At 38.7% G+C, this 19,849-nt stretch carries 18 protein-coding genes; 5 read left to right on the forward strand and 13 right to left on the reverse strand.

The genetic code is table 11. From position 1 onward, the window contains the following. Positions 1-104 precede the first annotated feature (104 nt). From WN50_RS21445 to WN50_RS21455, 3 genes are read left to right on the forward strand one after another with little or no spacing between them, the layout of a single operon-like run. Positions 105-1,535, forward strand: a complete 1,431-nt coding sequence (locus WN50_RS21445) for a response regulator (RefSeq protein ID WP_046276615.1) — start codon at positions 105-107, stop codon at positions 1,533-1,535. 28 nt (positions 1,536-1,563) lie between these two features. Next, complete coding sequence (locus WN50_RS21450; RefSeq protein WP_046276616.1) at positions 1,564-1,980, forward strand: response regulator; 417 nt, start codon at positions 1,564-1,566, stop codon at positions 1,978-1,980. Then, the gene (locus tag WN50_RS21455) at positions 1,973-3,019 is read left to right on the forward strand and encodes a diguanylate cyclase domain-containing protein (protein ID WP_046276617.1); all 1,047 of its coding nucleotides are present in this window, start codon (positions 1,973-1,975) and stop codon (positions 3,017-3,019) included. Before WN50_RS21450 ends, WN50_RS21455 begins: the two co-directional genes overlap by 8 nt. Positions 3,020-3,025: 6 nt before the next feature. On the opposite strand, the gene WN50_RS21460 is transcribed toward WN50_RS21455, so the two are convergent. Next, positions 3,026-4,126, reverse strand: coding sequence for a saccharopine dehydrogenase family protein (locus WN50_RS21460; RefSeq protein ID WP_046276618.1), 1,101 nt, complete (start codon positions 4,124-4,126; stop codon positions 3,026-3,028). A 25-nt stretch (positions 4,127-4,151) separates the two neighbouring features. Beyond that, positions 4,152-4,946: a cyclic nucleotide-binding domain-containing protein gene (locus WN50_RS21465; protein ID WP_046276619.1), complete on the reverse strand. Its 795-nt coding sequence runs from the start codon at positions 4,944-4,946 to the stop codon at positions 4,152-4,154. Between the two features lie 119 nt (positions 4,947-5,065). On the opposite strand from WN50_RS21465, the gene cobJ reads away from it, so the two are divergent. After that, complete coding sequence (gene cobJ / locus WN50_RS21470) at positions 5,066-6,925, forward strand: precorrin-3B C(17)-methyltransferase (RefSeq protein WP_049560199.1); 1,860 nt, start codon at positions 5,066-5,068, stop codon at positions 6,923-6,925. Between the two features lie 72 nt (positions 6,926-6,997). Here cobJ and WN50_RS21475 read toward each other — a convergent pair whose 3' ends face one another. Next, positions 6,998-7,354, reverse strand: a complete 357-nt coding sequence (locus WN50_RS21475) for a phage holin family protein (RefSeq protein ID WP_046276620.1) — start codon at positions 7,352-7,354, stop codon at positions 6,998-7,000. A 120-nt stretch (positions 7,355-7,474) separates the two neighbouring features. Here WN50_RS21475 and WN50_RS21480 point away from each other — a divergent pair, with 120 nt between their 5' ends. After that, positions 7,475-7,963, forward strand: coding sequence for a pentapeptide repeat-containing protein (locus WN50_RS21480; RefSeq protein ID WP_046276621.1), 489 nt, complete (start codon positions 7,475-7,477; stop codon positions 7,961-7,963). Positions 7,964-8,133: 170 nt separating this feature from the next. Here the strand turns inward: WN50_RS21480 and WN50_RS21485 are convergent, their stop codons facing one another. The 10 genes from WN50_RS21485 to WN50_RS21530 all read right to left on the reverse strand — a co-directional run bounded on the left by WN50_RS21485 (position 8,134) and on the right by WN50_RS21530 (position 19,777). Further along, positions 8,134-9,258: a glycosyltransferase family 4 protein gene (locus tag WN50_RS21485; RefSeq protein ID WP_046276622.1), complete on the reverse strand. Its 1,125-nt coding sequence runs from the start codon at positions 9,256-9,258 to the stop codon at positions 8,134-8,136. 45 nt (positions 9,259-9,303) lie between these two features. Then, positions 9,304-10,437, reverse strand: a complete 1,134-nt coding sequence (locus WN50_RS21490; protein ID WP_046276623.1) for a glycosyltransferase family 4 protein — start codon at positions 10,435-10,437, stop codon at positions 9,304-9,306. Between the two features lie 29 nt (positions 10,438-10,466). Further along, positions 10,467-11,720, reverse strand: a complete 1,254-nt coding sequence (locus WN50_RS21495; RefSeq protein ID WP_049560214.1) for a glycosyltransferase — start codon at positions 11,718-11,720, stop codon at positions 10,467-10,469. Positions 11,721-11,739: 19 nt separating this feature from the next. Then, positions 11,740-12,978, reverse strand: coding sequence for a glycosyltransferase family 4 protein (locus tag WN50_RS21500; RefSeq protein ID WP_046279664.1), 1,239 nt, complete (start codon positions 12,976-12,978; stop codon positions 11,740-11,742). Further along, positions 12,975-13,694 (reverse strand): CatB-related O-acetyltransferase, encoded by a 720-nt coding sequence (locus WN50_RS21505; RefSeq protein WP_072075606.1) that lies wholly within the window; start codon positions 13,692-13,694, stop codon positions 12,975-12,977. Before WN50_RS21505 ends, WN50_RS21500 begins: the two co-directional genes overlap by 4 nt. 35 nt (positions 13,695-13,729) lie before the next feature. After that, positions 13,730-14,647: a glycosyltransferase family A protein gene (locus WN50_RS21510; RefSeq protein WP_046276980.1), complete on the reverse strand. Its 918-nt coding sequence runs from the start codon at positions 14,645-14,647 to the stop codon at positions 13,730-13,732. 351 nt (positions 14,648-14,998) lie between these two features. Beyond that, positions 14,999-16,225 carry a glycosyltransferase gene (locus WN50_RS21515; RefSeq protein WP_046276979.1) on the reverse strand — a complete coding sequence of 409 codons (1,227 nt, stop codon included), beginning with the start codon at positions 16,223-16,225 and terminating at the stop codon, positions 14,999-15,001. A gap of 29 nt (positions 16,226-16,254) precedes the next feature. After that, positions 16,255-17,385 (reverse strand): hypothetical protein, encoded by a 1,131-nt coding sequence (locus WN50_RS21520; RefSeq protein WP_046276978.1) that lies wholly within the window; start codon positions 17,383-17,385, stop codon positions 16,255-16,257. Between the two features lie 7 nt (positions 17,386-17,392). Next, a complete protein-coding gene (locus WN50_RS21525; RefSeq protein ID WP_046276977.1) occupies positions 17,393-18,235 on the reverse strand; it encodes a sulfotransferase family protein in 843 nt (280 codons plus the stop codon). Between the two features lie 3 nt (positions 18,236-18,238). Next, entirely contained in the window at positions 18,239-19,777 is a 1,539-nt protein-coding gene (locus WN50_RS21530; RefSeq protein ID WP_046276976.1) for a lipopolysaccharide biosynthesis protein, read from the reverse strand. Positions 19,778-19,849 lie beyond the last annotated feature (72 nt).

Below are 19,849 nucleotides of genomic sequence, written 5' to 3' on the forward strand. Positions count from 1 at the left end.
GAGAAAGCAGATCACTAGAGAGTCTCTAATTTTCATTTTAAACCTTTGTATAAAATCCCTTTTTTAACTCTTAGTTAGGGAAGAATAAAATTAGGAAATTTAACATGACTTCATTAACCGAAAAAACACATAAAGGAAATATTGTTGTTGTTGATGATACGCCGGATAATTTGCGATTGTTGGGTAATATTCTCAGAAATGAAGGGTATAAAGTTAGATTAATTCCCAATGGAGAGTTAGCATTATCCGGTATTGAATTATTACTACCTGATCTGATTTTACTGGATGTAATGATGCCGGATCTGAATGGTTATGAAGTGTGTCAACGCTTAAAAGCAAACAAGCACAGTCAAGATGTTCCGGTGATTTTTATTAGTGCGATAGATGACGTTTCTGATAAAGTCAGAGCCTTTGAAGCGGGAGGTGTTGATTATATTACTAAGCCTTTTCAAGTTCAAGAGGTGTTAGCCCGAGTCGAAACGCATTTGAAAATTCATTATCTCCAAAAGAATTTGCTTGAAAAAAATCAAGAGTTAGAAATCGCCGTCGAACAACTCAAAACCACTCAAAATCAACTGGTTCAGTCTGAAAAAATGGCAGCTTTGGGACAGTTAGTGGCGGGAATTGCCCATGAAATTAATACCCCTCTTGGTGCGATTCGTTCTTCTATCGAAAATATTACAGCATTCTTTAATGATAGTTTAGGAAATCTGCCAAAAGTTTTACAAACTTTGAGTCCTGAACGACAAAAAGATTTGTTTACGCTGTGTCAGCAGTCCTTAGAACAAACGGTTTCTTATTCTAACAAAGAAAAACGTCAAGCCCGACGGACTTTGACTCGTCAACTCGAAGCTTACAATATTAGCAATGCCGAGACTGTAGCTGATACACTCGTTGATCTGGGTATTTTGGAGGATTCGGCCTTTATTGCATCACTCATACAAGCTCAAGATGGGGAAAAAGTGTTAAATTTAGCCTATAAAATTTCCAGTATTCAAAGAAGTGCTAACACGATAAAAACAGCGACAGATAGAGCCGCAAAGGTTGTATTTGCCTTAAAAACTTATGCCCGATATGATCATTTAGGCAATCCGATAGAAGCGAATATTATCGAGGGCATAGAAACCATATTAACGCTCTATCAAAATTATATCAAACAAGGCATAGACGTGATCAGAGATTATCCAGATTCCTTGCCTGCAATTTTATGTTATCCTGACGAGTTAAATCAAGTCTGGACAAATCTGATTCACAACGCTTTACAAGCCATGAATTATCAAGGAACGTTGACCATTAATGTGATTAATCAAAGCGACAGGCTACTCATTCAGATTACGGATAATGGTGGGGGAATTTCTCCAGAAATTCAATCCAAAATTTTTGAGCCTTTTTTCACCACAAAACCCGCAGGTCAAGGCAGTGGACTGGGGTTAGATATTGTCAAAAAAATTATTGAAAAACATAAAGGTACAATAGAAGTCAAATCTGTTCCCGGTGAAACAACCTTTACTGTGTGTTTGCCCATTCCGAGTTAATCAAAATACTCAACTGAGGTCAGCCATTATGCCTAAACCTGTTATTTTGTGTGTGGATGATGAACCTGTCGTTTTAGATAGTTTAAAAATTCAACTCAAAAACGCTTTCCGAGATACTTATGGCTATGAAATGGCTGAAAGTTCTGATGAAGCTTGGGAGATTTTAGAGGAACTTTCGGAAGACAATACTAATGTTGTCGTGATTGTTTCGGATTGGTTAATGCCGGGAATGAAAGGGGATGAATTTTTAATTAAAGTTCATCAAAAATTCCCCAATGTTTTAAAAATCATGCTGACTGGACAAGCAGATATGGAGGCAATTCAACAGGCAATAGAGCAAGCGAATTTGTATCGATGCTTATCTAAGCCTTGGAACAGTGAAGAACTGATTGCCACCATTCAATCAGGGTTAAAGAATTATCAGCATTATCAGGATTATGAGTAGACCAGTGGTGATTTGTGTCGATGATGAAGCAACTATTTTGGAAAGCTTAAAAATTGAACTGAGAAAAGCATTAGGAAATCAATGTTTGATTGAAATTGCCGAAGGCGGAGAAGAGGCTTTAGAACTTTTAGATGAACTTGAAGAAGAAAATTCAGAAATTGCAGTGGTTTTATCCGACTATTTAATGCCGGGAATGAAGGGAGATGAACTGCTGGGAGTCATCCATGAAAGATATCCTAAAACCTTAAAAATATTGCTAACTGGAGAAGCGGATTTACCTGCTCTCGGTAATGCGATAAAATATGCAAAACTCTATCGATATATTGCGAAACCCTGGGAATCTGAGGATTTAAGATTAACAGTGGTTGAAGCAGTTAACTGTTATATTAAAGATAAAAAAATTCAAGAACAAACCTTCAAACTTCAACAAATGAACGAGGCGTTACAGCGATTAGCCGGAGAACTGCAACAAGCCAATCAAGAGTTACAGCGTTTAGCGGTTACAGATAGTTTGACTCAATTATCAAATCGTCGTCAATTTGATGAATATTTAATCCATGAATGGCTGAGAATGATGCGAGAACAGCAATTTTTATCTTTAATTTTGTGTGATGTAGACTATTTTAAAAACTATAATGATCAATATGGTCATCCGGCGGGTGATGATTGTTTACGAACGGTTGCTGATGCCATTCGTCAACAAGTTAAACGTCCCGGAGATTTAGTTGCTCGTTACGGTGGAGAAGAATTTGTGATTATTCTTCCCAATACTCAAGCTAAAGGGGCGGTTAAGGTTGCTGAAGCCATTCGACAGGAAATAAAATCTCTAAATATTCCCCATTCTCAATCTAAAATTGCCGATTGTATTACCGTGAGTTCAGGGGTTTCTACTGTGGTTCCTCATCCGAATTATTCGCCCTCTGATTTGATAGTAGCGGCAGATGAAGCACTCTATAAAGCCAAACAACAGGGACGAGATTGTGTGATTTATCAAGCTTTTCCTCTCTCTTCTCAGCCAGAATATTTAGACTTGGGTTAATTCAACTTAGCTTAAATAAGCCGATTGAATTGTAACATGACGTTGATGGAGAGTTTTTTGAAATAAATCTGTTGGTAACGCTTGTTCAATCGGCCAAACTCCGGGTTTCTGAAGTTGATTGGTGAGGATTAATTGAGCAACACTTCCGGTTCCAATTCCGGCGGCGACGGCTGTATTTTCATGGGTAAACGTTGAACAAAATTCAACAGGTTTTTGGTCTTTATAACCTTGCGCTGATGATCGGACAGCTACCCCAATTCCACTAAAATAATCGGTAACAGTTGTCATCGCATAACTGACTTGAGAAAGAAACTCAATCACTGCCGTATTTTGTAACCAACTGGGCGGCCATTGATCAGCTACCATTTTGGTTAAATGATTATAAAAGTCAGGAAAAGTGCCGAATTTAGTCACAACTGTTTTCACGTCAAAAGATTGAGCCAGGGTGAAACATTCCGGCATATCAAACCAATAGACACTGAGTTTACCATAGGGTGCGGGAAATTTAATGACTTCGCGATCGCTATAGGGTTTAACCTGTTGCCATTGGCTATTTTTCCAGACTTCAAAGGGACGCTGTAACCCGAGAAAAGTGGTTCGCATAACGGTAATTCCTGCCCCGCCCGAACCCCCAACAACATAACTCAAATGAATCGTTTCAACTTGATCTAGTTGTTCCACCCCGAGACGGACTAAACTGTTTGAAATGCCGGGAAAAATACCTGTATTAATAATAGCGGTTATTCCGTTTTTTTGAGCCGCTTCTTTATGGTTTAAAGCCTTTAAAGTAAAGCTACGATTGTCACTGACATCAATATAATTCACGCCAGCTTCGATGCACAATTCTAAAACACCTGCATCCCGATAATGAAACGGCCCCGCACAATGAATCACCAAATCAACGGATGAAATGGCTGAGATTAACTTGTTTTTATCCGCCAAATCTAATTCTAAAAACTCCATCCTTGAATCAATAAAGGGCTTTTTTTCTAAGGTCTTTCTGCCCGTAATCGTAATCTCAACCTCTGGGGTAAAATTAATGATATCTTGAGCCACACTCTGGCCGACTCTCCCTCGTCCTCCTAAAATTAAAATTCGCTTTTTCATCATTTTATCCTTGATTGATTAGAGTTTAAGTAAATGTGGGTAAAATTGCTCGTGCAGTTTGGATATTGGTTGCACAAATAACCTGATAAGTATCACAAAGTCTAAAAATAGCCTCTAAGGAAGCTAGATTTGGCCGGCGAATTAAAGGTTCTCTCAAACAAATCACTGCCTTGATATTTCCTAAGATAATTTGTACACCAATTGTATCTGACCCTCCGACTAAAAGATTGGGACGAATCACTTGTTTAACGCTCAGATTGACTTTCTGCTTTAAAATTTGAGCAACCCATTCCGGCGCTAAAATCGGTACATTCGACAAAATATCAATTTCCTTCTCTACCCAGTTTACCAACTCGGAGATTTTCGTTTCATCTGCCATGAGAATCATATATTTACGATTCGCCCTGATTCCGCTTCTGCGAATTCCCTCAACGGCGGCCTGGGTAACACGATGAATTAATTTAACCGCTAAGTGAGGACGTTTATGTTTGAGGTTTTCAATATCATCAAAGGTCATAATCGCAATCGTACCATCACTGGCCGCAATAAAATCGGCTTGACGAGAGATTGACTCCAAGAGTGCCATTTCCCCTAAGAAGTCCCCGGTTGTGCGCGTCGAGTTGTCCCGATGATCCTCGATAATACTAATTTCTCCACTGAGAATCACTCCAAAAGAAGTATCACGTCCAGTTTTGGGCATAATCTCTTGTAGGTCAAAAAACTTATGAATTGAAAAATATTCACAGATGAGTTCGACTTCTTCCGAGTAAAAATCCTTGAAAGTCTTCAAATTTAGAAATAAGTTTGCTTTCTCAGACATAAAGTCCGACCCCCGATGGCCTATTAGATATGACCCAAATCTGCAATCAAAAATCCCAAATTACAACTTATAATTAAGATTAATATAATAACTGAATCGCGCATCAATTCCAAAATTCGATGAGTCCATCACAACTGATTGCATTTCAGCCCATTGCTGCGATCGCTACAACCCCCAACGCAGCCCAACGACTACAACCGTTGTGTCAGACTTCCGATGTGACGCTGTACCTGCCTCAATCCTTGGGCGACATCCCCGGCAGCCAAACCTATCCCGACTCTCTGCGCCAACTCCTACCGCAACTCTGGTCAAGTCATCGCGCTATTATCTTCTGTCTGGCTTTAGGGGCCGTTGTCCGCCTGATTTCCCCCCTATTACAGCATAAATCCAGCGATCCGGCGGTGATTGTGGTTGACGAAAGCGGCCAGTTTGTGATTAGTGTCTGTAGTGGTCATATTGGCGGCGCGGATCAACTCGCCCAACTCGTGGCCCGTCAACTGGGCGCAACTCCTATATTAACCGGTGCCGCAAACGCTTTGAAACTCCCCGGAATTGATGTTTTAGGGGTGCCGTTTGGCTGGAAACGAGGAGCCGGAGACTGGACAGGTGTGAGTGCGGCGTTAGCCCAACAAAAAACGCTACAAGTTCAGCAAGAAGCAGGTTCTACGCTTTGGCAACAGCATCTCCCCGCAGATCATCCCTTTGATTTTACCTCAACCTCAACTCCTCAAGCCAAAATCTGGATTAGCCCCAAAGCGCGACCACTTTCCACCGATTTACCCCAAGTCCAATGGCATCCGCGAGTCCTGTGGGTGGGTGTGGGTTGTGAACGCCATACCCCCAAAATGGTGATTGAAAAGGCAATTTTAGAAGTCTTAGAGACTCATCAACTCGCTTGTGAAGCGATTGCCGGAATTGCCACGATTGATCTCAAAGCCGATGAAACCGGATTAGTGGAACTTTGTCAAGAGCGCGATTGGCCGTTACGCACGTTTGATGCCGAAGTGTTGCGTCAGGTGACGGTGCCGACGCCTTCTGATATTGTTCGTCAAGAGGTGGGAACGCCCAGTGTTGCTGAAGCTGCCGCCTTACAAGTGGCTGGAGTCGAAACGTTACTGGTGACTAAACAGATTTATCGTCATCCTCAACCCTCCGAACAGCCAAGAATCGGTCAGGCGGTAACGGTGGCCATTGCCCAAAGCCAACGAGAATATACCGGACGCAAGGGACAATTATTGCTGATTGGTATTGGCCCCGGTCAACTCAATCAAATGACTCCCGCCGCCCAAACCGCAGTGACTCAGGCGGATGTGGTGATTGGGTATTCGCTGTATTTGGAGTTAATTGCGCCGTTGTTGCGTCCAGGGCAAATTGTTGAATCCTATCCCATTACCCAAGAACGTCTTCGGGCTGAACGAGCGATTTTCTTGGCTGAATGGGGGTTAACGGTGGCGGTGGTGTCTTCGGGGGATTGTGGGATTTACGGGATGGCGGGGTTAGTGTTTGAAGAACTTCGCGCCCAAGGTTGGCAAGGGCAAACGCCAGCAGTACAAGTGTTTCCGGGGATTAGTGCGTTGCAAGCGGCCGCTTCTCGGGTGGGTGCGCCCTTGATGCACGATTTTTGCGCGATTAGTTTGAGTGATTTGTTGACGCCTTGGGAGGTGATTGAAAAGCGCTTAAAAGCGGCTGCAATGGCTGATTTTGTCTGTGCTTTATATAATCCGCGATCGCGCAGTCGTACCGAACAATTATATCAGGCTCAGGCGATTTTTTTACAGTTTCGTTCTCCACAAACTCCCGTAGCAATTGTGCGTTCTGCTTATCGAGAAGATGAACAGATTACGTTAACGACTTTAGGGCAATTAACGGAAGTTTCTGTTGATATGTTGACTACGGTTTTAATTGGCAATCAAAGTACAGCGTTTCTGGAAAATTGGATGATTACCCCGAGAGGATATTTAGGCTTTGAACAATGTTAACCTCCTAAACGTTCAGAGGAGTCAAGTGGAGTGTGAGGAAATTGTGTTGTCTTCTAATCAATCAAAAACGGTTTACAGTTCTTGAGTGGTGCGAGAAAAAACTCGATCAATTAAACCAGAAACTAGGGATAAAACAATCGAACCGAACAACGCAGGGAAAAATCCTGCAACGTCAAATCCTGGTGTAAAATATCCGACTAATGAAAGGGAAATGGCGTTAATCACCAGTAGAAATAACCCTAAAGTCAGCAAGGTTAAAGGCAGTGTAAACAGAATTAAAATCGGTTTGACAATCGCATTTACTAACCCCATAACCACAACACCAATGGCTGCGGCTTGCCAACTCGCAATGGTTAAGCCCGGTACCAGATAAGCGGTAATCCAAAGCGCAATCGCCGAAAGTACCCACGTTAGAAAGAAATTCAGCATAGGAAAGCTCAACTCTATCAGTACCTTGTAATTTTAGCAAATTCACCGATTTTTTCAGCATCTGTATCCGAGAATCGCTATGCTGGAATGAGAGACTACATTTGAATAGGAGATTTTAGGATGATTCGAGGATTCATCGCTGTTATTGCAACACTGGTGTTGTTCTGTTGGCCTTTAACGGCATGGGCTGAGGAGAACCCATCGGGTTTATTTTTTAATCATAGCCTCTTACAAGGACGGGATTTTTCTAATCAAACGCTTCCGGCGGCGGAGTTTGCTAACTCAAATTTAGAGTCTGCTACCTTTGACAATTCTCAGTTAGTTGGGTCAATTTTTAGCAAAGCGATTATGCAAAAAGTTAATATGCGGGGTGCAGATTTGACCTACGGAATGTTGGATCAGGTTGATTTTAGTGATGCGGATTTGAGTAATTCTATCTTTACAGAAGCTCTATTTTTGGGTTCGACTTTTAAAAATACAAACATCACAGGTGCAGATTTTAGCGAGGCTCTTTTAGATCGAGAACAGCTTCGACAACTGTGTAAAAGAGCCAGTGGTGTTAATCCAAAAACCGGGGTTGAAACTCGATATTCTTTGGGTTGTCGTTGATTTTTTTAATAGGATTGGAGCGGATTGTTTGGGAAATTAATGAATTGCCAATTTACCGCTCCTACCTGATAAACTCATCATATAAATATTTTAAAGAACCTTGAATAGATTTGGGTAAAACATCCAGAGTCTTGTTGATAAAGTCTTTAGTTACGTTGAGATGAATCTCCTCAAAATAAACTTGAGTAAAACTCTAAATATTGTGTCATTGCAGTCGTTTTTGAGAAGCGAAACTCATCAGGAGGGAGTTGGGGGCGAGGCTGTTTTAAGGCGTTAATAATTGCTTGAGACAGATTGTGAACGGGATCATCATCTAAGTCGAAATAAAAGCAGTCAGAAGCCCCCACTTCTCGAAATATCGGGATATCTGAACAAACTACTCGACTCGAAAAATAGAGGGCTTCTGCTAGGGGTAAACAAAACCCTTCTGTTGAAGAAGGACAAACTACTAGCTGACAATTTTGATAAAGCCAGCACAACTGTTCATCATCAATGGATGAGGTTAGAAGCACTCGATCACCCAGGGATTTTGTATGAATAAGTTCGATTAAATTCCCTGTTTCTGGGCCTGTACTTCCCACTAAAATGAGTTGAGTTGAGGGAGCGATATCTCGTTTTTCTTCTATTAGTTTAGCATAGGCTTGAATCAATAAATGTAAATTTTTATTTTTACGATGTTGAGCTACACTGAGAATAAAAGGACGGTTCTCTAAATTGAGTTTAATTGGAAGTTTGGGTTGAGTATTTTCAAAGTCAACATAGTTATAAACTACACGATTTTTGCCTTGAGCATAGACTTTGGGAAAATAGTATTGCAGTCGGTTTAGAGTCTCTTGAGAAACACAGACAATTCCATCACTATTGATCACAGCCAGGTAGGTAAAAAGCTGATTAAACAGATAATTTGGAAAGCCAAAGTTTTCGGGTTTTTCATAGGGATAAAAATCGTGAATCGTCGAAACAACAGGCACTGAAAATAAAAAGTTTAAAAAAGGAATTGGAAAGGAAAAGTGAGCAATATTGGGCTTGAGTTTATTGACGAGTTTTGGCAGTTCAAACATAAACCAGAGGTTCCGCTTCAAGGAAGTATTTTTGATCTCAATTTGTAGGACTTTTATTTTATCAGAATTGAGCTGAAAATCTTCTTCAAAATATTGTCTTTGCCAACTTCCCAAAACGAAGGTAATTTGTTCAACTTGTTCGGAAGCAGCTAAACATTTTGCTAAATTTGCAGCGCCTCGACATAAACCGGTGGGTTGAGTAAACCGACTTAATGCAGAAATAAGGATGTGCATCTGTTGTCCTCTAAAAATGTTTTTATCATCAAATTCAATTACTGATTAAGCATTAGGACTCAAGCCTTTCAAAATTCCCGTCTTAAAATTATCAACCATTTGTTCTATTGTATATTGTTTTGCTGTTATTAAAGCACCTGTTTTTAATTGTAAATAAAAATCATGATCGTTCATAACTTTGATCACAGCTTGAGCATATTCTTCTATACTATGTTCTGTCATTACACCATTGATACCTGAACTTAAATACTCAATTTCTGGACTGTGAATTGGGAGATCTGTTGTAATTACAGGGAGTCCCGCTACAAAAGCATCTAGAATAGCTAAACCCACTAAACCCGGAATTAAAAAGACATCAGCCAAAGAAAAGTAGAGTGCTTTTTCTCGCTCAAACTGAGAACCTACATAATAGATCCAAGGATATTCACTGACTATCTGTTCAAGCTGTTGACGATCCGGGCCATTTCCGAGGATAAACAGCTTAAAATTTGGAATTTTTTCGTGAATTAGTTTTCCTGAATCAATTAAAAATCTCCAATGTTTATTGGGATATAAACCCCCGCAAAATAATCCAATTTTATCCGGTTCTTCGATCTGATACTTGGCTTTTGCTTCGGCAATTTCATTGGCTGTAATACTGAGTATATCGTCTTGGAGTTGTTGAGTATCTATCGAGTTCTGTACAATTGTGATGGTATCTTTTTTGACGTTATGTTCTCTCAAATATTGAGCAGTTCCTTCTGTGTAAGCAAACCACCAATCAACCCGATTAATCACCTTTCGTTTAACCCATTCTTGAAAGTTTTCCTGTTCAGCTTGTCGATCCCAACCGTGACCCCAAAAAGCAACTTTTTTGAGTTTTAAAGCGGATAAAACTAACAAAACATAATTAATGACATGGCGGCTTGCTTGCTCAACAATGATTAAATCTGATCGTTGAATTTCTTTCCATAAAGGTTGATACAATATTTTACCTTTAAACAACCAATAATTCTTAACTTTGAGTCCGACTTCTGAATTTAATTCAACATTATCTGATTTTTGTAGTTCGGCTTGACTCGGATCTCCATAAGCGACTCTCAATTTAATTCCTTCTGAGTCAAGAGCTTGATACAGTTTCTCAAAGAAAGAAACTCGATATTGTTTGACTAAGGTTTGAACAATTAAAACTTGTTTCATAAAAAGATTTCAAAAGGAGATTGATGAACTTAGATATGATTAAAAATAACGTCAGCGAACTTTTCGGCTGAGTTCTGTTCAGCAAATTTTTTCATTAGAGTGCGATCGCATAATACGGTCTCGGGTTCTTGTAAAAATCGAGTTAAACCTTTAGCAATTTCACTGGGTTGTGTTGAGTCAAGCGTTAAACCGAGATGATAGTCTTGAACAAGTTTTCCCATTAAACCATAATTTGAACTGAGAACAGGTTTCTGAGCTGCTGCTGCTAAGACTAGAGTTCCGCTCATTCCAATATGTTTCTGATGAGGAGATAGAATAACATCAGCTAAGTGAAAATAACAATGAACATCCTGTTCAGAAACAAACTCAAATTTACAAATAATCTCTACAGGCTTTGTTTGAGAGAGCTGTGCAATTTTAGATTTTACGGCATCACGATCCTGGGGAATAATCTGTCCAACTAAAACTAAACAGAATTGGTGACAAAGGTGATCGGGGAGCAAATTAACTGCATCTAGAAGCTGATAAATTCCTCGACGTTCTCCCAAACTTCCGAGTAATAAAAAACTTTTTTTATCCGGTTTTAGATTCAAATCTTCTTTGATTTTTTCTAGATTTAGATCCGATAAATTGTAAGTTTTAACCGGATCAGGCATATAGACTGCTGTTGCTCTATTATTATTTTGATTCAAATTATTCACAACAAACGGATCGAGTACAAATAATGTTTTAACTTGAGGTTGTTGCATGACGCGAGTTAGGATTAGTTTTTCTCGGAAATGTTGAATTCGTTCTTTTTGACTGCGTTGATCATCAGAAAAATTCACGTAATGAAAGGAAGGTCGATAATAAATTCCAGATACAGGACAAGGTAACTTATAACCTTCTAAGGCTAGAGGTAGCAGGTAGCGATCCGCGATCATCATCAAACCTTGAGTTGCTTCTAAAGATTTTGCATATCGACATAATAACCGAAATTCCTGGAAATCTCGAACAAAACGCCCAATTTTAGACTGAGTTGACTTTAAAATTTCCTCTTCTTCCGGTTTTATCGTAATAAATTCTAAATTTTTATTCGGAAGTTGGGAAGCTAGATTAACGACTTCTTGATGTTTAGAAATAAATTCATTCAAGACAATAATACAAAGCTGATATTTGAGATTTTTTAGGGCAATAAATTCAATTAAATATTGCAGATAGTTTGCATAATGCCCGGTTGAGACTAAATTCAAAATTAGGATTTTTTTGGAATGATTTTTTAAGTTTGATGATCGGCTATCCATAAGTTATACGTTGATAAAATTAATGCTTCTTAGAATTCATTAAACGCTCATAATAGTGATCAATAGAAATTGCCTTCTTTGACCAAATTTGTTGTCGAGCAAATTCATAACCTTGTTGACCCATCTCCCATCGTTTTTGAGGATGTTTATACATCAATTCAATCGCTAAAGCTAATTCGGCTACAGTTTCACTCGGTTGAGTTACAGAAACTTTAATTCCTGCTGTATCGGGAACTAAATCTCCTGCACCTTGATGGTTGAGAACAATAACAGGTAAAGCATAAGCCATTGCTTCAACTAATTGTGAACCAAATGAGTCTCTTAAACTTGTAAATAAGAAAACATCATTGGTTAAATATTCCTGTTTAACTTCTGTCCAAGAGATTTGACCTTTCACCTCAACTTTGCTTTCAAGTTGTAAATCCTTCAGCCATTGTGGAATATATTTATCAAGAGAACCCCCTCCAACAATTGTTAATTGAATAGGGATTTCTGAGTTAACTTTTGCAAGAGCTTCTAGGGCTAATAGTAACCCTTTTCTATGAAATAAACGACCGACCCAAAGTAACTTGAAAGGCTGAGTTTGACTTCGATTGGGCGGTGAATCAGGAAAATAGTTTTCTTCTAATCCAGTATCTAGAAACAATTCAACCCAAGATGCACCCAAACGTTTCGCTAAATGGGCGGTATCTTGATTTGTTGCTAAGATTAAATCTGCATGGCTAACCGTTTGACGCGCAATTAAATTCAAAGGAAGTAATTGAGTATTAGCAAAAGAACGAAACGCTTCACTTCGCCATTGATCTAAAAAGTAACTTTTGAAAGCTGGTGGTGCAATTTGTCCCCCTCCAACCGGCCCAAATATAAACGGTTTATTGAGACGCCAAAGCTCAGAACCCGCCGTTAAACTACCCCAAGTCACATGATGAATCAGATCAAAATTGTGCTTTTCATTCAGTTTTAAGGCAACTGTATAAGCTTGTCTTTGCCAAATTAAGTAATGAAGATAAACTCCGATTTTTCCCTTCAAATAAGGTTTGAAACGGTTAGGGATATCAACTGGAAAAAAGTGTAAATTTGGCAGGGGTTGAGTCGCTAAGACTTCTTCCCAAGCCGCTTGACTTTCCGCATGAGAACGAGTTAAAACCCAAACTTCGTGACCCAATTGTGCCAAATACCAAGCCCAATTCCAACCAAAACCGAGTTCTGAACCTTTATTCGGTTGACAGGCATAAGCTGAAAGTAAAATATTTTTCATGGGGTGCTATTTGGATGCACTGACTCTGTTTTAGCATACTTTTGTTTGAAGGTAATAATATTGTGAAAATCTTTAAAATGACTTCTTAACCATTCTTCATCTTTGCTCCACCATTGAAACTTTAGTAAAAATTTAATCGTTTCTTCATCAAATCGGTATCGGATTAGTTTGGCTGGAACTCCTCCAACAATTGCATAAGGTGGAACGTCCTTATTGACAACAGCTCCGGCTGCAATGACAGATCCATCTCCAATTGTTACACCATCTAAAATGGTTACATTTGCTCCAATCCAAACATCATTTCCAATGTTTATTTCTTTTCTTTCTTCAAAATAATTTTGCTCAGAAAATGTAATTCCTCCTTGCTTTAAAGTTGAGTAGAAAATGGGATGAGTAGATACAAAATCTTGGGTTGGATGAATTCCAAAACCGATGATACAGTTGATACCAATACAACAAAACTTACCAATATTAACTCTAGAAATACGAGTATTGGATAAAATATAAGTGTAAGAGCCAATATCAGAATTTAAAAGGGTAACATTTTCATAGAGTTTAACGTTATTTCCAACTGTAGTGTTATTGAGTTTTGAGTAATATCCCTGTTCTAAATCTTTGTATTTGAGTTTGTTTTTCCACCAATTCACGAGATAGGACAAATAATCAGTTAAGGGATTTTTAGTGGCTGATTTTAAAATTTTAATCCATATTAACATCAAAAAAACTCCTTTGATTTCATAAAAACAATAATTTAGGAACTCCAAAAATTGTTCAACTTTCGTTGAAATCGGTTCAAAAAGCTGGGCGAAAAACGAGTTTCTTGAGTCCATTCGTCAGCTTCCCAATTTTGTAACAGATAGGGAGGATGAGATAAGGGAAAACCCATTGCTTGTACGGGCATATTAGCATAAGAAATCTTTTTAGCCTCGGCTGTTGTATTTGAAGAATATGATAAACTAAAACCAAGATTAGAAACTAAATTTACACTGGGCATAATCCCCAAACCACTCTGAACCCAACAGGAAAATAACCATCGATAAAACCAACTATTTTTTTTCCCTTCATAAGTCGCTTGAAACAGTCGCCGCCAATAATTAACGGCTCGGCTATTATTTGAAAGTTTATGATCAAGAAAATTACTCTCTCTAAAAGTCGGCCAAAGCTTCATCTCAAAGTCGAAATATTGCCAAGCTCGTCGCCAAGTCGCCCACCCCCAACAGTCGTGAAAACCTGAATAATAATAGCTGTATTCACTGCGTTGATGTCCGAATTGAAAGTTTGTTCCTGCTATTGACATGACTCGTTGATCTTGCTGATAATAGTCTAGGAGTTCTTCACAGTAATCAAAAAAACTAGGATGCGGTAAACAGTCATCTTCTAAAACAATAGCTGATTCTACAGTTTCAAAGACCCAATTTAAACCACTTGAAACTCGCTTGGCACAGCCTAAATTAATATCAGAATAGTTTTTTAATACCTCACAGTTCCAGTCTACACAATCAATAATAGCCCGAGTTTGTTGACATTTTTCAGCTTCTTCTGGTCGGTCAGACCGAGAGCCATCTGCCACAACGAGCAATATTGGGGGCTGGGCTTGACGAATGACCTCAAATACTTTTGCGGTTAATTCGGGTCGGTTAAAAATCAGAAAAACAACTGGAGTTTTCATTTTTATTGTCTCTCAATATAATCCGTTAATTAATGAACACTTATTCGCTTGTTTTTTCCAAATTTAATATTAATTTATTACCTCAAACCATACCATTTTTTTAATAATGTTTATTAATTTCTTTAGAAACATCTCCTAAAACACTATCATCAGGAGTAATAACAGCACCACGTTTCTGATTTCCCCAGACTCGCCCAGAAACTCTTGCAACAAAAGCTTCGGGAACTTGATGTTGATATCCTTTTTAGAGAATACCCGGAGTTTTTCAGAAAAACTTTGAGTGGTTTTTAATAGATATCATGCTGATTTATCCTCCAATAATAAGCTTTAAATTTAGACTGTTTTTTCTTGTTATATTAATTTTGAATAAATCTCCACTAATTGATCGTTCAGTTTATTAATCTCATAATTTTCTTCTACAAAGGCTCGACCAGATTGACCCATTTCTAACCATTTTTCTGGATTTTTGAGCAAAAAGCTTAATTTTTCTGCTAAAGCATCAACATCTTTTTCTGGGACTAAAAAACCTGATTTTCCATCTAAAACACCATCGGGAATTCCATTGTGAATTGTTGATAAAACAGGTAAACCCATTGCTTGAGCCTCTTGTAAAACTAAACCCTGACCTTCTTTGTCTCCATCGGTAGCCGTCACACTAGAAAGAATAAAAAGATGAGAGTCTGTATATAGCTGACGAACTTCTTCTTGAGTCATCCATCCTAATATTTTAACATTTTCAGAAACATTTAGTTCTCTAATGAGTTGTTCAAGAGACTCTCGTAAACCTCCATCCCCAACAATACGATAAATTAAGTTGGGATATTCTTTTAAAACTTGAGCTACAGCTCTAATTGAATATTCAATTCCTTTTTTTTCAACTAATCGAGCTACCGTAATAATTTTAACAGGTTCATTGGCTTGTAGATAACGGGCTTTAAACTGATAAAGCGATAAATTTAATCCCATCGGAAGTTTAACAATTTTCTCCGGGGGACATCCTAAAGCAATCGCTCGCTCCGCCGTAAAATTTGAATTGACAGTAAATTTATCGCCCAATTTGAAAAGTTTTTTATACGTTCCTCCCCTTGAATACCAAACAGGTGAGTTAACATCCGCCCCATGAAATGAAGTAATTAATCGTCCTTGAATGGCTCCAATTTCCCGTAGAGTTACACCTTTTTGACCGAGTTGACCAAAGTGACAGTGAATAATATCATAAGGCTTTTTTCCGATCATGGGAATAGCGGCATAAAGTAATCGCAATGAATAGGCCTCTTGTTTATATTGAAAAACATTTAATGAGCGTAACAAAACAGGGGGATTTTTCGGGAAATTTTTGAGGAATAATCCTAAACCTTTCAAGACAGCTTTTGTTCGAGGATGACTCCAACGGGGGCGATAGTAAGTCCGATTAGACAACTGATATTTTTCGACATCAGCATGAAATTTATCTTGATCTTGAGGAGAATCTGCATAAATATCGACTTGATGTCCACGCTCAATTAAACCTGTAATTTGATTAAGAATAAAGGTTTCAGATAAGGAAGGAAATGTTCCGACGATAAAGGCAATTTTCATATGTTTACTCTCAACTCCATCCTAAAAGTTTATTTGATGAGATAGTCTTTTCCAATCGCTTTGAGAAAACGAATCGCCGTCGGAACAGGACTATAATGTTCAATAGCCCAACTCCTACCATTCGTGGAAATTTCGGCTAAAATTTGTGCGTCTTCTATTAGACGTTGAACGGTTTCTTTTACATTTTTTAAATCAATGCCAATATAGTGTTTCCAGTTGATTGGCATCACAGGTAATAAAAAGTTATTTTGCTCAAAGTCAACATGAAAAGTCACACATCCGGCAGCTAAAGATTCCCACAATCTCCAACTATCCCACTGTACAATGATTCGGAGTCTAGAATCAACTTTACAAATCATTTCTTCACCTAATAAATGCGTCAAGGTTCGACTGAATAAATGGTTAGGGTTTTTGGGAAAAGCCGGAACAAATGTTCCTCCAAAAGCAGCACAAGCGACTGATGATTTTAAGCGTTGATAATAGGAAGGATAATGACGTCTTCCACTTTGAGTCCATTGTAAGTGATCTTCAGCACTCAAAGAACTGGTGTCAGACTGATCAATCGTTTCGTCTAAAGGTAAAATTTGATGAAGACCATTTTCAATTAACAGGCTTTTAACGGTATCTCGCAGAGAGTGCTTCACTCTAAAATTATAGAGTAATGTTTTGTTTCTCTGAGAAAAATCGGGTTGTTCATGAGTCATTTTAATAATCCGGTTAGATAACCCAAAAGCCCAAGGATAAAAGTTTTTTGGGTATTTTAGTTGTTGGTGATAATGACACTTAAAAATATAGTCAAATTTTCTAAATTCATCGTGAAAAGATGGAGTTCTTAAGCCATCTGAATCATCGAAATATACCGTTATGTACTTGCGTTTGGGATGAAATAAATTTTCAGGAATGGGATAACCATAGTCAAACCAACGACCACTAATAATTGCAACCTGACATTCATTGGCTGTAATCTCGGGGTGATGGCACAGGAGAAACCTATCCTCTTGAAGGGATGTTTTCCAATAGTTAACATTCCCATAAAAAGGAATTCCTAATTGTTGTAAACCTTCCGCTAAACAAACAATAGGATGTTGATAAGCCGCTTTTTCGGGTGGCCCTTGAGGAAGACAATAGAAGAAGATTTTTTCTGGATAATCCGGGTGCATCTTTTTCCTAAATGGAATAATTAAATTTTCTCATATTTTCAGCACAAATCAATTCGATTTTGCTTAAATTATCTTTTCCAAAGAAATCTTGCCATTTTACATTTTGATCTCCTCGTCCTTGAAACTGAATATTAACTTTATCAGCAATATCATTGACAGGCTTTAGACCTAACTGTTGAGCGAGTTTTTCAATTTGACTAACTTTATCTTTGAGAAAGTCTTCATAACGAATTAAAATCATCTTTTCGGAGTGATTGTCGTAAACATCAGTCATATAATTCCATCGATAAGCCATTCTTTCAATATAGTTTAAACCTGGAAGATTTAACCCAACATTATTGACAATTAACTGCCAAGCTTGACTTATTTTTTTGCCCTGTTCAGGTTGAATTTCATCGAGATTTCCGGGTAAATTTAAGCGATTCAAAATACTTCTAATATTATCTCGGGGATCACGAATAATAAAAACAAATTTGGCTTGCGGAAAATAGTTAATTAACTCCTGATAAAACAGGGTGAGATTAGGTTCTTTGATAATCGCTTTAGAAAAATAGAGTTTGTGACGTTGAATATATGTATTAAACGATAGTTTCCCTAAAAGGACATGATGATAAATTGGGTAATCAACTTCTTGGGTAATATCAATTGTCACTGATAAGCCTGTATTTTCAGCGAGTAAAGCAGCAATTGCTGAAGTTCCAGACTTTTGATTTCCTAACACCAGAATAGGATGAGGATGAACTGGAGTCGTTAATTTTTTTAATTCCCCCTCCACTTGATAACGAAAACTTCGTATTTTCTGATAGAACGGTTGAATAGAACTCGGAATAAACTGATTGAGTTTAGACATTTTTTATCCCACCTTTTTAGGCTTATGTCGCAACTCATTGAGTAGTTGCAACACTTGTTTTAAGGTCTGTCTGCCATTCGGTAAAATACACCAGCACGACAGATAGAATAAAGCATATAATGCACAATGAAGGGCAATTTCAACAAAAGGATTAATACTCCAAGATATTGCTTGACGAACGAACCAAAGCAGTCCTCCTGCAACGAAAGAAGCAACGGCAGGTTTCCATAAAATCTTCATCAGAAATCCTGGGGTCAACGGAGAAGACTGAAAGCAATAAACAATCCCCGGATAACGCAAACCACAGAAGGTAATACTGGCTGCAATTGCTACCCCCAAAGCACCCCAACGCACCCCAATTAAAAATGCAATCACCGTGATTACGGAAGCAAATATATTCCAGTGAAATTGACGATCCGCTCGTCCCATTGAGATAAACACCCAGGCAGTGGCGACGTTAAAGGTACTAATAAAAGCGACAGGTGAAAGGACTCTAAATAAAATGATCGCCTCACTCCATTGAGATCCTAACAAATTGATGATCAAATTATCAGCATCCACCGCCATATAGACTGAAATAGGCATTCCGAGCAAGACCATCACTTCAACGGCTTTGCCATAGTAAGATCGATATCGTTCGGGATCAGACTGGACACTGCACAAACCCGGTAAAGCCACCGTTGAAAGCGGAAAATTAATCTGTTGTAGCGGTAAAACCAACAATTTGTAAGCTTGGGCGTAGAGTCCCAATTGATCCGCACCCCAAAACTTTCCAATTAGTAAATTATCGAGATTACGAGTAAAATAATTAACAACTGTAAAACCCGTGTTCCATCCCCCAAACGCTAACATCGGAGCAATCTCTGAGTCAAACTTCGGCCATCCCGGACGCCAACCACAACTCACCCAGACTCCAATACAATTAATAATTGTCATCGCCAATTGCATGGCGACTAACGCCCAATAACCTGTACCCAAAATTGCCAGCGTCAGGGCGATACTAATGCTACTAATCATCGAGATAATATCAATCACCGCTAACGCACCCAAACGCATTTGTCGCTTCAGCAACGCTTGATGTTGAACAGTTAGTCCGCCGAAGATAAAACCACTTCCCAGCACTAACGTAATCAAAATTAAACGCGGTTCGCCGTAAAACCAAGCAATCACAGGCGCTAAAGCCACAGTCAGCAACATAATTGCACTGCTGATTCCAACATTGATCCAAAATAGGGTACTGACTTGAGTCTGGGTAATCTGTTCTCGTTGCATCGTCGCCATTGACAAGCCTAAGTCCTTAAAAATGGAAATAAAGCCTGTAATAACTGTCACCATCCCGATTAAACCATAATCTTCGGGTTCAAGAAGACGAGCAAGAACAACGATTGACCCAAATTGCATGATTAACTTGCTAACTTGAGCCAAAATGGTGATCGCACCCCCACGAATCGAACGCCCTCTGAGATCGGCTTTGAGATGATCAGTACGAAAGAATCGTTCCGGATCGGTGCTAGCAGGAGTTTTGGGTTTGGACTCCGGCAAAATGATACCTCTTATCCCGCTACTATTGCTGTCAATACTATATCACGATGTCTTGAGTTGACTTGTTTTTTT

It is taken from the genome of Limnoraphis robusta CS-951, from assembly GCF_000972705.2.

Bases quoted from the DNA above. Each gene is read 5' to 3' on its own strand.
- WN50_RS21445 (WP_046276615.1), top strand. From the start codon at position 105: ATGACTTCATTAACCGAAAAAACACATAAAGGAAATATTGTTGTTGTT.
- WN50_RS21450 (WP_046276616.1), top strand. From the start codon at position 1,564: ATGCCTAAACCTGTTATTTTGTGTGTGGATGATGAACCTGTCGTTTTA.
- WN50_RS21455 (WP_046276617.1), top strand. From the start codon at position 1,973: ATGAGTAGACCAGTGGTGATTTGTGTCGATGATGAAGCAACTATTTTG.
- WN50_RS21460 (WP_046276618.1), bottom strand. From the start codon at position 4,126: ATGAAAAAGCGAATTTTAATTTTAGGAGGACGAGGGAGAGTCGGCCAG.
- WN50_RS21465 (WP_046276619.1), bottom strand. From the start codon at position 4,946: ATGTCTGAGAAAGCAAACTTATTTCTAAATTTGAAGACTTTCAAGGAT.
- cobJ (WP_049560199.1), top strand. From the start codon at position 5,066: ATGAGTCCATCACAACTGATTGCATTTCAGCCCATTGCTGCGATCGCT.
- WN50_RS21475 (WP_046276620.1), bottom strand. From the start codon at position 7,354: ATGCTGAATTTCTTTCTAACGTGGGTACTTTCGGCGATTGCGCTTTGG.
- WN50_RS21480 (WP_046276621.1), top strand. From the start codon at position 7,475: ATGATTCGAGGATTCATCGCTGTTATTGCAACACTGGTGTTGTTCTGT.
- WN50_RS21485 (WP_046276622.1), bottom strand. From the start codon at position 9,258: ATGCACATCCTTATTTCTGCATTAAGTCGGTTTACTCAACCCACCGGT.
- WN50_RS21490 (WP_046276623.1), bottom strand. From the start codon at position 10,437: ATGAAACAAGTTTTAATTGTTCAAACCTTAGTCAAACAATATCGAGTT.
- WN50_RS21495 (WP_049560214.1), bottom strand. From the start codon at position 11,720: ATGGATAGCCGATCATCAAACTTAAAAAATCATTCCAAAAAAATCCTA.
- WN50_RS21500 (WP_046279664.1), bottom strand. From the start codon at position 12,978: ATGAAAAATATTTTACTTTCAGCTTATGCCTGTCAACCGAATAAAGGT.
- WN50_RS21505 (WP_072075606.1), bottom strand. From the start codon at position 13,694: ATGTTAATATGGATTAAAATTTTAAAATCAGCCACTAAAAATCCCTTA.
- WN50_RS21510 (WP_046276980.1), bottom strand. From the start codon at position 14,647: ATGAAAACTCCAGTTGTTTTTCTGATTTTTAACCGACCCGAATTAACC.
- WN50_RS21515 (WP_046276979.1), bottom strand. From the start codon at position 16,225: ATGAAAATTGCCTTTATCGTCGGAACATTTCCTTCCTTATCTGAAACC.
- WN50_RS21520 (WP_046276978.1), bottom strand. From the start codon at position 17,385: ATGCACCCGGATTATCCAGAAAAAATCTTCTTCTATTGTCTTCCTCAA.
- WN50_RS21525 (WP_046276977.1), bottom strand. From the start codon at position 18,235: ATGTCTAAACTCAATCAGTTTATTCCGAGTTCTATTCAACCGTTCTAT.